Genomic DNA, 11719 nt, shown 5'->3' on the forward strand with positions numbered 1-11719 from the left:
GGAATCCAGGAAGGACACCATGTTCGAAAGAAACGGCAGAATAGACACTTCCCTGAATCGTCAGGTCGATACCATGCTCTCTAGCGCTGGGAGACAGGGTACCCTACCCATTGTCCAGATGGGAGAGCCGGTACTGCGTCAGAAGACGCAAACCTATACTGGTCAACTCTCCAGAAAGACCTTGAACCGTCTGGTGAAGGCCATGCGCAGGACAATGCTTGAGGCTCCGGGCGTGGGATTGGCTGCTCCCCAGATCGGTCTGAGTCTAGCCATTGCGGTGGTTGAGGACCACTTGCGTGATGACGAAGACGACCCACGCGAGATTGCAGAACTACCTTTTAGGGCCATCATTAATCCCTCATATGAACCTGTGGGTACTGCCAGGAAGGCCTTCTATGAGGGATGCCTTTCCCTGGAGGGGTACCAGGCTGTCCGCGGTCGTTGGCTTGACATCACCGCCAACTGGCAGGATGAGACTGGCAAGAAGCATCGGGAGGCCATGCACGGATGGCCGGCCCGTATCTTTCAACATGAGACCGACCATCTTTCAGGAGAGGTGTATATAGACCAGGCTGAGATCCGCAGCCTCTCTTCAGACGATAACCTGAGTGAATACTGGGCTTTTGATCCGGTACCTACCGAGGCTGCTATGGAGTTGGGATTTTCGTTTTAAATTTACTTACTAGTCGGAATATTCTTACATGTCGGTACGAGGGTACAGCAAAATCACTACGTTCTTAAGTCAGCCTATCTTTTAGGTTGTTTAGATCCATCTCATCTTGTACTGGCCGCGACCTCAGTTCCTGCGAATACTCGTGTCATAGTCGAGAGCAATGTCCAACTTGGACCAGGTAAGCGGGCATTGAACGCACAGACGCGCGAAGGCCGAAGAATATCTATTCAGGACGTTCCTATTCTTCTATGCAACGATGCCTAACGATTTTATAAACGACCATGTGCTTTGCAAAACTGAGAAGCAGGTGTTATAACTATAACGTTATAGAAACAAAGACAGATATTTTTACCTTGAATCAAGCGATTTCTTTTGATTCAAGATAAATAATCTGCTCTAACTTCTATAACGTTGTTGTGCTTACAACACTGTAGGCTTTTCCTTCAAAGAGGAGGACGTGATGGATAGGGTCAGCACCTCACCGACGATTCCCAGGGGAGAAAGTAGCGAGGGCCATGTGGTTGGTGAAATAAGTCACCATAAAGATTGGCGCGGGTGGAAATTCATGGGGCCATTCGCAGTTATGTTTATCCTGGTCTTTGTCATTCCCATCGTCTATGCAATCTGGCTTTCGCTCTACCAGCAACGTCTAGTTGGTGGCAATTCATTTGTTGGTTTGGCAAACTACACCCGCCTTTTCCGTGATGCCCAGTTCTGGTCTTCTGTTCGTAGGGTCGTTGTATTCACCATCGTCCAGGTTCCCATCATGCTCTGTCTGTCGGCTTTGATGGCCCTTGCGCTAGATTCCATGCGCTTGCATGGGACCAAATTCTTCCGGATATCGACCTTCCTCCCTTATGCGGTTCCGGCTGTGGTCTCAGCTCTGATCTGGGGCTTCATGTATGGGGCTAAATATGGCCTCGTGGGTACATTCAACTCCTTTTTTGGGACCCATATAGATGTATTGCAGCCTTCGGTCCTTCTTGCCTCGATAGGCAACATCGTGACTTGGGAGTTTACGGGATACAACATGCTGATTTTCTACTCCTCCTTATCTACCATTCCCCATTCCCTTTATGAGGCTGCAGCTATCGACGGAGCATCTGAGTGGAAGATAGTGCGAAATATTAAGATGCCTGAGCTGCGCGGCTCGCTTGCAATCACCGTGATTTTCAGTATTATCGGGTCCTTCCAGCTTTTCAATGAACCTAGTGTTATGCAAAGCATGGTGCCGGGGAATTCAATCACTTCTTATTTCACCCCGAACATGTATGCATATAATCTGAGTTTTTCGGGGAATCAAAGCAACTATGCGGCAGCCTTGGCTATTGTGATGGCTGCTATAACTATGGCCATCGCATACGTGGTCCAGCTGAACAGCATGAAGGAGCAGATGCGATGAGTAGTTATATTACTTTGATCAAAGACGCCCGAACGACTAAGCGACGGGAACAGCTACGTCAGCGCAGAATTGCCAAAGATGAACGAGCTGAGCGGAGACGGGCGGCGACTAAAGGTTTCTACAATCCCTCAAACCCTCGCCGGTCCATGTGGATGACGCTAGTTTGCGGTATATTTGCTGTCTATTGTCTGTTTCCCTTTGTCTATTTGATTATCAACGCCACCAAGACCCAGTCTGACTTCACGGGTACTTTTGGCTTGGGTCTAGGGCATTCATTCGCTTTATGGGATAACATCCGAACTGTCTTCACGTATCAGGATGGCATATTCGGAAGATGGTTTCTTAATACTCTTGTGTACGTCGTCATTGGTGCTGGCGGAGCCACGATATTTGCTGTAATGGGTGGCTATGCTTTGGCCAAGTTCCGGTTTCCTGGTCGGCGGGCTGTATTCGCTGTGATCATTGGTTCAATCAGCGTACCCGGTATAGCGCTTGCTGTGCCTCAGTTCCTTCTCTTTGCCAAAGTCGGGCTGACCAATACTCCCTGGTCCATGATCATTCCCAGTCTGATTAGTCCATTCGGTCTCTACTTGATGTGGATTTTTTCAGAACAAGCTGTACCCTCTGAACTTCTGGAAGCGGCAAGAGTGGACGGTGCCTCCGAATGGCGCACATTCAGGCAGATTAGCCTTCCGCTTCTTGCGCCTGGTGTTGTGACTTGTTCGCTTTTTACCATTGTCGCCACTTGGAATAACTACTTCCTTCCCCTGATCATGCTCAAAGACGCGCAATGGTATCCGCTGACCATCGGCCTAAATCAATGGAAAGATCAGGCAAGCACAGCTGGGGGACAGGCCATCCAGAACCTTGTTATCACAGGGAGTCTAATCACAATCATACCTCTGGTTATTGCTTTTTTGACCCTGCAACGTTATTGGCAGTCTGGTCTGGCTGCCGGTGCAGTCAAAGAGTAATAAACAGGCGGCATTAATTGGCATTTTTAGCATTTCTAAAGAAGCAAATAGCAAGAAGGAGATAACAAATTGGTTTCAACGAAGAAATTAGTGACTGGTTGTATTGCGGGTGCAATGCTTCTGTCGGTGTCAGCTTGTGGATCCGGGAGCGGTAACTCAAGCAGCGCGGGAGGTAATGGTGACCAGGTTGTTCTGAATGTCTGGGCCTGGGAACCAACCTATACGGATGCCGCCAAACTCTTCGAGAAAAAGAATCCATCTATCAAGGTTAAGATAACGAATGTCGGCACCAGCAACAAGCATTACCAAGCTCTAAGCAATGCCATCTCCGCGGGTTCCGGAGCCCCGGATGTGGCTCAGATAGAATACGGTGCAGTTCCTCAGTTCGCCATGCAGGGCTCGCTGAAGAAACTTTCCGGCTATGGGGCCAACTCGTACAAGGACTTTTATACTAAAGGTGCTTGGAATTCCGTCAACGTGAATGGGGATATTTATTCTTTGCCTGTCGATACAGGTCCTATGGCACTTTTTTATAATAAAGATATTTTTGATAAGGCGGGTGTGACTGAGGCTCCTAAGACATTTGACCAATATTATGAAGCCGCTAAGAAGATTCATGCGCTTGGCAGTGACTATTACATCTCCTATGACAGTGGTGCATTTGCTCCTTTAGAGGAGATGATGTGGGCCGTAGGAAGCCATCCATTTACAGTCAAAGACAAAACGCTCGGTATTAATTTTGACAATAACCCTAACCTGGACAGGCTACTGGATGTCTGGCAAAAGATGCTCAACGAAGGATTGCTTGATACTAAGTCCGTGCAATGGTCAGATGAGTGGAATCATAGTTTAAATAATGGGCACATCGCCTCGCTTTTGTGCGGGGCGTGGATGGGTTCGATGTTGGATGATTCCGCTCCTGATACTAAGGGCCAATGGCGCGTCGCCCCCATGCTCATGCTTGATGAAGGGCATCCCTCAAATGGTGAAGATGGCGGCTCCTCTCTTGCCATCCTCGCTTCAAGCAAGCAGGCTGATGCAGCCTATAAGTTCATAGATTTCGTTTGCCATAACTCTGCTGGTATCAAAGCACGCGTTGAGAAGGGACAGTTCCCTGCTGACAAAAGGACGCTACAGGACAAAGACTTTTTAGATCGTTCTGATCCTTATTTCGGCGACCAAAAGATAAACGAAGTTCTTGCCAAGGCGCCTGATACCGTTGATACAAAATGGCAATTCTTGCCCTATCAGGTTTATGCGCAGACGACCTACGGAGATACGGCCGGTAAAGCTGTTGTTGGTGAGGTAACACTAAAAGAAGGATTGAACAACTGGCGTAAAGGCCTTTTGAAATATGGGAAGGACCAGGGATTCGAAGTCAGGGAATAAATAGGTAGGATCATCTCTATTTACGGGGAGGGCCTGGATTAACAGCCCTCCCTGCTAATAATAGAAGAGGATCAGAATATTGAGCCACACTTATATATTGTTCAGTGCTGCTTATCGATACGAATATATAAGGATTATGGAGCCGTAAACCGCAACGAGTCCGTAAGATCACATCAAAAGATACTGTGCTTATCAAGCCTCTGGGGTCCTATTGATTATGAGAAAATCCTAGTCGATTCACGCTCGATAAGATTGAAACCGGACGTGAAGGTATTCGCGGGCTCATGGTTCCCGTTGATCCGGCTCACTAGAGCATCAACTGCAAGCTGAGCATATTGATCTATATGAAAGTTGATCGTAGTCAGCGGCGGAACTGAGATCTCACTTTCAGGAATATTATCAAAACCGCATACGCGGATCTGTTCAGGGACAGAGAAACCATTACGGGTTAGTGTGGAGATAACTCCCATAGCTACAGCGTCGTTGACACAGACTATAGAATCAGGTAGCACCTTGTTTTTAAGAAGATTATACGTAGCTGTCACTCCACTGAAGCTGGTCATGTGTTTGGTGGGTATGACCTGGTTCCAGGGGATTTCCTTTCCACGTTGAAGATGAGCCAGCACATACCCTTTCAAACGAAGGGTGCCATTCCCGTCCGTTGCATTCATGATGAGGTACTTGAGTTTATCGTTATCTGCTGCTGATTCATCATACAAGCTTTCGGGAGCGCCTATGAAGGCAATGCTAGAGCACCCCTGGTCGAACAGAGTATTGGTGAGATATTGAGAGGATTCCGCATTAGGCATAGTGATGATGTCATACATGCCGGCGGAGGAATAGTCACTGATCAAGATTAGAGGCACGTTTTGCTGGAAAAGAGGTGAGTCGGGGTGAATGGGCTCTTCAAAGAGGTAAGCCCAACCGTCCGCGTTGATCCTAGGAATACTATCAGCGAAGTCTCTGCGTCTCTCGTTGGAGAAGCCGAAAAGACTGCTTACCGTGGCGTATCCCCTCCGGCGAGCAGCCTCGTCGAAAGCGTTCACCAGGAATCCGATGAAAGGCTGGTCGAAGTCTGGCATAGCTAAACCAAGCACCTTGGTTTTACCGGTTTTCAGTGCCCTAGCCGAGCGATTCACCTGATAACCAAGATCTTTAATTGCCCTTTCGACACGTGACTTAGTGCCTGGCCTCATCTGGTCATCACGGTTGTTGATGACGTTTGAGACGGTTCTAATGGATACGTTAGCCTTTTTGGCAACATCCTTTATGGTGGTCCTCTTGGCTGGCATGTTTTCTCCAACGTCTACCGAAAGTACGAACACGGTATCCAACCGAAAGAAATCTGCTGGCCGGTTCTTTCCTCAGCTATATGTCCATCTTACTGTAGACTGCTCGGTGAATAATCTTATTAAGATGCCTGCACTAGCTACTTGAAAATCTGACTCCTTTTGACACTCTGATTCAGAGCCATATCCTTGGTCAGTTCCGGTCCGTCCCCTTTCAAGGGCGCCACCGGGTGCATGATCAATTCTTCGGAGGCATGACGGCCAGGCTCCACAGCCTTTGGCAGAATCGTCCTACCATCCATGCCTGGATCCAGCCATGACTCCAGGTTCTCATCGGTGATCAGCAGGGGCATCCGGTCGTGCACCCGGGCGGCCTCTGGCGTGGCTTGCGTCGTCAGAATGGTGGCCGTCAGCAGCCAGGGCTGGCCGGGTCTGGCCCGCCACCAGGAGTAGAGACCGGCGATGTTCAGGGTGTGGCCGTCGGGAGCCTGGAAGTAGTAGGGCTGGTGGTCAGGTGTCCACTCGTAGTAGCCGCTGGCCGGAATGATGGCCCTCTGACTCCTGGCTGAGTCCGCGTAGGTTCGCTTGGTCAGAGCGCTCTCCACTCGGGCGTTGTGGGTGGGATAGGCCATCTGATCGCTGTCCGACCAGGACGGGACCAGGTTCCAGCGGGCCGTATGCAGGTGCCGTCGTCCATGTCGGTCCTGGGCCACCAGGGCGATGGCCGATCCAGGACTGATGTTCCAGGAGGGCTTGGGCAGTCCCGGAGCCTGCTGGGCACCATAATGCTCGGCCAGGCTGGAGTAGTCTAGGTCAGCCGCGAATCGTCCACACATGGTCCTCATTCTATGGAGGTTTGAAGCCAGCGTAGAGGAAACGCCGGAGGGCCTCTACTGGGAAAAGTTTACATGGCAGTTGAGGCCTTTCCCTGCTATAATATAAGGTGTTCTGCAACAATGGCGTGTGCATTGAAGACCACCGTGGCTACAGTACATTATTTAACGATATACATTTGTCCTGCCGGAATGAACCGACAGGAACATGGTTATTAGGAGATGGCTTATGCCTCAGAAGATCAAGGCATCGATTGCTTACGGTATCGGCAAGGGATTCGCCCAGCCCGAGGAGGTTGTCATTGACGATCCTATCGGCGCGGAGGTCCTTGTGGACGTGCAGGCCTCGGGTCTGTGCCATTCGGATCTGCATCTGGTGGAGGATGACGACAAGGCCTTCCCGTTCCCGGCTGTGATCGGCCATGAGATCTCGGGCATCGTCGAGGCTGTGGGCCCCGAGGTGTCCGCCATCAAGGTTGGCGACCGCGTGGTGGCTTCCTTGGAGCAGGTCTGCGGACACTGCGCCAACTGCCTCAAGGGTCAGCCTCAGTCCTGCACTCAGCAGCAGGAGTGCGTACGCGGCGCGGGTGAGAAGCCCCGTCTGTCCTTCCCCGACGGCCGGCCCATCACCCAGGCTTTCGGCATCGGCGGCTTCGCCGAGAAGGCACTGGTCCACGAGAACCAGCTGGCTGTGGTCAACAACCAGGTCAAGTGGGATGAGGCAGCCTGCATCGGTTGCGCCACCATTACCGGAGCAGGTGCGGCCATCAACACCGCCCATGTACGCCCCGGCGATACCGTGGCCGTGATCGGCACCGGCGGCATCGGTCTGAACATCATCTCGGGAGCCAGGATTTGCGGCGCCAAGCGGATCATCGCCATCGACCTGCTGGACAACAAGCTGGAGTTCGCCCGTAAGTTCGGTGCCACCGACGTAATCAACTCCAAGAATGAGGACCCCGTGGCCAAGGTGCGCGAGCTGACCAACGGCGGCGTGGACAAGGCATTCGAGGCCATCGGTCTGCCCGTCACCATGAAGCAGGCCTGGGACATACTGGGCGTGGGCGGCACCGCCTACGCGATCGGCATGGCCAAGCCGGATGCCACAATCACTCTGGAGATCAACCCGGCCGACCTGCTGAATCATCAGCGCGGCTTCAAGGGTGTGTTGATGGGCTCCACCAACATCAAGCACGACATCCCCATGTATGCCGACTTCGCTGTGGATGGGCGGCTGAACATGCATGACATCGTCAGCCAGCACATCAAGCTGAGCCAGATCGACGAGGCTTACAAGCAGCTGATCAATGGCGAGGTCGTCCGTTCGGTCATCACCGAATTCGACTGATCACTTCCAGCTGTTCGGCATGACTGCTGAAGGTCATGCCGAACAGGGGTCCTGACAGGAGTTCTGGATTACAGGGGACTCCGGGTGCGAAAGACATCCGGAGTCCCTTATGTCGTTCTGACAACCTAAAGCCGATCAGGCCAGGAGTCTACCAATGTTCTCGGCCACTGCGGCGAGGTTGTCAGCGGCCTTGGCCATGGCATCCTCAAGGCTGACGGCCCCGGGGCTGATGCTGAAGATGGCGTCGATGCCCACCTTGTAGAGCTCTTCGGTCCCGGCGCCCACGTTACCTGCCAGGGCGATTACCTTGCAGCTGGGGGAGGACTCCTTGACGGCCTGGGCTGTACCCATGGGGGTCTTGCCGAAAGCGGTCTGGAAGTCGATGTCGCCCTCGCCAGTGAAGCAGAGGTCAGCGTCACGGGCCAGTTCCTTGAGGTGGGTGGTGTCCACAACAATATTGACGCCCGAGGCCATGACCGCCGGAGTAAAGGCCAGGAATCCTGCGCCCAGACCTCCGGCGGCCCCTGCGCCCGGCTTGGTCTCCACCTCTCGGTGCAGGTCTTTGCGAATAACAGATGCATAGTGAGCCAGGGCCGCATCCAGGATGGCAACCATGGATGGGTCCGCCCCCTTTTGCGGGCCGAAGACGGCCGATGCTCCTTCGGGGCCGGTCAGGGGGTTGGTCACATCTGAGGCCAGACGAATCCGGGTGCGGGCAAGACGGGGATCTAGCCCGGAGACGTCGATCCGGTCCAGTCGGGCCAGCGCCGCTCCTCCCTGGGACAATGCGCGTCCGTCAGCGTCCAGGAGCCGGGCACCCAGGGCCTGAGCCATGCCGGCGCCACCATCATTGGTGGCTGATCCGCCCAAGCCCAAGATGATCTCCTGCGCGCCCTGGTCCAGGGCTTTGCTGATCAGCTCGCCTGTACCGTAGGTAGTGGTGACCAGCGGATTTCGGGTCTGCTCGTTGACGAACTGGATGCCGCTGGCCGCAGCCATCTCGATGGCGGCTGTCCGCCCGTCGCCTAGGATGCCATAGCTGGCATTCACGGTCTGGCCCAGGGGTCCGGTGACCTGGGTCTGGATCATATGGCCTCCGGTGGCATCGACCAGAGACTGGACCGTGCCCTCACCGCCGTCGGCCATGGGCACCAGGACCATTTCAGCCTTGAGGGGGCTGCGTTGCAATCCGCGTTCGATGGCCTTTGCGGCTTCCTTGGCGGTCAGGCTGCCCTTGAAAGAATCGGGTGCGATGATGATTTTCATGGTTGCGACCTTTCCTGACTCGTCGATTCAGAAGACCAGATAGACCAGCATGGCCACCAGTGTCATGGTCAGGTCTACCGCAACTCAAAGGGGGACTACCTTCATTCGCTCGTCCAGGGTCATGTTGACGGGCTTGGCGAAGGAGCTGCTGCCCAGGATGGCGCTTGCGGAGATGGCGGCTGCTATGAGAATGCTGGCGATGGGTGCCAGCATAGGTCCAGGCACGCACATGGCTTGGATGAGGTTTGCGATCTGCTTGGGCAAGTCTGGGCTGGAACTATGTCAGACTAGGCCTGGCTCGGCTTTGCCGTCTAAACCTCAGTTGTCTGGTCATCGAAGGAAAGCTGATTCAGCTCGGCACGGACCTTCTGGAGTTTGGCGAAGGCTGTGTTGCGATCCTGGGTGGTTCTGGCCCGGCCATGGTCTCCGGTCAGTTTTGCCTCCTGGGCCTTGAGCAGGACGATGCGCTCGCGTACGGCAAGTCGGTTGTCCAGATCCCTGCCGTCAGTCTGGTCCAAGGTTACCTGCGCGCACAGGCTGTCCCAGAGCTGGTCCATATCGTCGCCGACCAGGGTCAGATTGGTCTTATCGGCTGAGCGAGGCCTACCCAGGTGGAGCGTATGTCTGGTTTCATGACCTGCTTTGGTGGGCAGGGCTCGGCGGACGGCCGGCGTGCAAACGAGACCCTTTTCACCCTGGTGAACGGTGATGAAGACCATGCCTGAGGAGCGCATGGCGGCGATATGTTCCAGCACATCCTCCGGCACATCGGGGATCTTCAGCCCGATGGCCATGACCAGTACCTCATGGCAGTGCGCGCCGTCTGTCACAGGAATGGTTCCGGGCCGCAGCAGGGCCAGCATGACGATCTTGTCGACGCTGGTGGAGAAGTGCTGGCGCAGCCGTGAAGAGACGGGCGGTCGCGTAGTGAAAGCTCGTATGGGCAGTTCGCCCTTGGCTGCTGGAATGGCAGTGGTGGGCGGCAGGCCCAGGGAGAGCGCGGACACGCCTTGGTAGGTTGCGATTGTCATCCTTGGCCTTTCTGTCGCTGTTTCCGTTATTCTACCGACAGGGGCGCGATCATGGGCAAGAATGTCCGTTTGCCGGTAATGTATATTGGCTGTAAACCCACACGACCGGATGTGAGAACGTGATCTGCGGGTTGGAGCGATGAGGGCTGAATAATGAGCAAAGATTCAGAGATGACGGTAACCAACCAGGAACGCGAACTGCTGGAGGGCTGGACCGAGGTCGACGGGGACCTGGATGGCTGCAGTCCGGATATTGCTCGGGCTGTTCTGGGCTCCCGGTTGACATTTGGGCGTATGGATGCTCCCCGCTCCCGTCACTGGCAGGTGCCCGAGGGGGTGGACTGTCTCAACGACATCGCCTATGTGGACGATGATTTGCGCGCACACAAGCTGGATCTTTATCTGCCTCACGATGCCCTGCTGCGCAACGGCAGGGTGATCCCGGTCTACATCGACATCCACGGCGGCGGGTTCATGTACGGATACAAGGAGCTCAACCGGAACTTTTGCACCCACTTGGCCCAGCGTGGCTTTGCAGTCTTCTCGGTCAACTATCGGCTGATCCCCAGCACGGACTTCATGGGCCAGCTGGGTGATGTGCTGACGGCGCTGACCTGGATCAAGAGCCACCTGGACGAGTACCCGGTTTCGCCTGATCGGATCTTTCTGACGGGCGACTCGGCCGGAGGCACGCTGGCTCTCTATACGTTGGCAGTGGAGTCCGATAACCAATTTGCACAAAGGCTGGGGCTGAAGCCTGCCGGTTTGCGGCCTCGGGGCGCTGCCTTGGTCTCAGGCCTGCTCGATCTGACTCCATACTTGTCGGTGGATCTGGAAGGCTTCCATCCGACTGGTTCGCCCACCGATGGCCTGACTATAGTTGCTCCATCCTTCTTTAGAAGCTTCGTGGAGGCTGGGGGCGATCAAGTGGCCGACCTGACGACCATGGTTGATATGGTCCGCCTGCCTCCGGTCTTCCTAAACACCAGCGCCGACGACTTTCTGCAGGGCGACGCGCTCAAGATGGCTGAGATTCTGTGCAGGAAAGGCCGTGACTTCGAGCTGCACGACCTGAGGCCCAACCGTCTGCAGACCCTGGGACACGTCTATCCGGTGGCCATGACCTGGCTGGAGGAGAGTCGGCAGGCCCTGGATCAGATCCACGATTTTTCCTATGACCTGATTTAAGCCTCTTTGCGCGCCCGGTTCATCCGGTCGCTGGCTATGATGGGAAGAGAAAGGTGGGCATCGATGGCGCAAGGCCCCCGGTGTCTGCACCGCCGCTTATAGAGGAGTAATTCATGGACGAGAAGACCTTGGTAGAGAAGCTGAGCAACCTGGAGACCATCGACCAGCTGGTTGACCTGTCCAAGGAGATCGGCCAGCCCCTGTCATACAACGATGCGGACCAGCTCTTCGGCAGGATCAACCAGTGCAAGAATGATGTCGCACAGCTGGGCGGCGACACCATCGCCAAGCTGGCCAAGCAGGTCTTCAACATCTGAAGCATCAGA

At 54.3% G+C, this 11719-nt stretch carries 12 protein-coding genes; 7 read left to right on the forward strand and 5 right to left on the reverse strand.

Annotated elements, in window-relative coordinates:
* Positions 1-19: 19 nt before the first annotated feature.
* The 4 genes from ACUIAI_RS01265 (at position 20) to ACUIAI_RS01280 (ending at position 4438) form a co-directional block, all read left to right on the forward strand.
* Complete coding sequence (locus tag ACUIAI_RS01265) at positions 20-673, forward strand: peptide deformylase (RefSeq protein ID WP_110412507.1); 654 nt, start codon at positions 20-22, stop codon at positions 671-673.
* Between the two features lie 565 nt (positions 674-1238).
* A complete protein-coding gene (locus ACUIAI_RS01270) occupies positions 1239-2075 on the forward strand; it encodes a carbohydrate ABC transporter permease (protein WP_445342783.1) in 837 nt (278 codons plus the stop codon).
* Positions 2072-3049 (forward strand): carbohydrate ABC transporter permease, encoded by a 978-nt coding sequence (locus ACUIAI_RS01275; RefSeq protein ID WP_445342365.1) that lies wholly within the window; start codon positions 2072-2074, stop codon positions 3047-3049. The genes ACUIAI_RS01270 and ACUIAI_RS01275 overlap by 4 nt, the downstream gene beginning before the upstream one ends.
* A gap of 69 nt (positions 3050-3118) precedes the next feature.
* Positions 3119-4438 (forward strand): ABC transporter substrate-binding protein, encoded by a 1320-nt coding sequence (locus ACUIAI_RS01280; RefSeq protein ID WP_445342366.1) that lies wholly within the window; start codon positions 3119-3121, stop codon positions 4436-4438.
* Positions 4439-4653: 215 nt separating this feature from the next.
* Here the strand turns inward: ACUIAI_RS01280 and ACUIAI_RS01285 are convergent, their stop codons facing one another.
* A complete protein-coding gene (locus tag ACUIAI_RS01285) occupies positions 4654-5730 on the reverse strand; it encodes a LacI family DNA-binding transcriptional regulator (protein WP_445342367.1) in 1077 nt (358 codons plus the stop codon).
* Between the two features lie 137 nt (positions 5731-5867).
* The gene (locus tag ACUIAI_RS01290) at positions 5868-6563 is read right to left on the reverse strand and encodes an SOS response-associated peptidase (RefSeq protein ID WP_445342368.1); all 696 of its coding nucleotides are present in this window, start codon (positions 6561-6563) and stop codon (positions 5868-5870) included.
* A gap of 226 nt (positions 6564-6789) precedes the next feature.
* On the opposite strand from ACUIAI_RS01290, the gene ACUIAI_RS01295 reads away from it, so the two are divergent.
* A complete protein-coding gene (locus ACUIAI_RS01295) occupies positions 6790-7908 on the forward strand; it encodes a zinc-binding dehydrogenase (RefSeq protein ID WP_110412512.1) in 1119 nt (372 codons plus the stop codon).
* Between the two features lie 135 nt (positions 7909-8043).
* On the opposite strand, the gene ACUIAI_RS01300 is transcribed toward ACUIAI_RS01295, so the two are convergent.
* From ACUIAI_RS01300 to ACUIAI_RS01310, 3 genes are all read right to left on the reverse strand, one after another.
* Positions 8044-9174: a glycerate kinase gene (locus ACUIAI_RS01300; RefSeq protein ID WP_445342369.1), complete on the reverse strand. Its 1131-nt coding sequence runs from the start codon at positions 9172-9174 to the stop codon at positions 8044-8046.
* 84 nt (positions 9175-9258) lie between these two features.
* Positions 9259-9438 (reverse strand): hypothetical protein, encoded by a 180-nt coding sequence (locus tag ACUIAI_RS01305; RefSeq protein ID WP_445342370.1) that lies wholly within the window; start codon positions 9436-9438, stop codon positions 9259-9261.
* A 47-nt stretch (positions 9439-9485) separates the two neighbouring features.
* The gene (locus tag ACUIAI_RS01310; RefSeq protein ID WP_445342371.1) at positions 9486-10205 is read right to left on the reverse strand and encodes a DUF4391 domain-containing protein; all 720 of its coding nucleotides are present in this window, start codon (positions 10203-10205) and stop codon (positions 9486-9488) included.
* A gap of 153 nt (positions 10206-10358) precedes the next feature.
* On the opposite strand from ACUIAI_RS01310, the gene ACUIAI_RS01315 reads away from it, so the two are divergent.
* Both ACUIAI_RS01315 and ACUIAI_RS01320 read left to right on the forward strand, forming a co-directional pair.
* Positions 10359-11393 carry an alpha/beta hydrolase gene (locus ACUIAI_RS01315; RefSeq protein WP_445342372.1) on the forward strand — a complete coding sequence of 345 codons (1035 nt, stop codon included), beginning with the start codon at positions 10359-10361 and terminating at the stop codon, positions 11391-11393.
* Positions 11394-11506: 113 nt separating this feature from the next.
* On the forward strand, positions 11507-11710 hold the full coding sequence (locus ACUIAI_RS01320; RefSeq protein ID WP_015021464.1) for a hypothetical protein: 204 nt from the start codon (positions 11507-11509) through the stop codon (positions 11708-11710).
* Positions 11711-11719 lie beyond the last annotated feature (9 nt).

The organism is Bifidobacterium sp. ESL0827 (assembly GCF_052606685.1).

Coding starts and splice junctions, on each gene's coding strand:
- ACUIAI_RS01265 (WP_110412507.1), top strand. CDS start 20: ATGTTCGAAAGAAACGGCAGAATAGACACTTCCCTGAATCGTCAGGTC.
- ACUIAI_RS01320 (WP_015021464.1), top strand. CDS start 11,507: ATGGACGAGAAGACCTTGGTAGAGAAGCTGAGCAACCTGGAGACCATC.
- ACUIAI_RS01300 (WP_445342369.1), bottom strand. CDS start 9,174: ATGAAAATCATCATCGCACCCGATTCTTTCAAGGGCAGCCTGACCGCC.
- ACUIAI_RS01290 (WP_445342368.1), bottom strand. CDS start 6,563: ATGTGTGGACGATTCGCGGCTGACCTAGACTACTCCAGCCTGGCCGAG.
- ACUIAI_RS01315 (WP_445342372.1), top strand. CDS start 10,359: ATGAGCAAAGATTCAGAGATGACGGTAACCAACCAGGAACGCGAACTG.
- ACUIAI_RS01270 (WP_445342783.1), top strand. CDS start 1,239: ATGGGGCCATTCGCAGTTATGTTTATCCTGGTCTTTGTCATTCCCATC.
- ACUIAI_RS01310 (WP_445342371.1), bottom strand. CDS start 10,205: ATGACAATCGCAACCTACCAAGGCGTGTCCGCGCTCTCCCTGGGCCTG.
- ACUIAI_RS01275 (WP_445342365.1), top strand. CDS start 2,072: ATGAGTAGTTATATTACTTTGATCAAAGACGCCCGAACGACTAAGCGA.
- ACUIAI_RS01285 (WP_445342367.1), bottom strand. CDS start 5,730: ATGCCAGCCAAGAGGACCACCATAAAGGATGTTGCCAAAAAGGCTAAC.
- ACUIAI_RS01295 (WP_110412512.1), top strand. CDS start 6,790: ATGCCTCAGAAGATCAAGGCATCGATTGCTTACGGTATCGGCAAGGGA.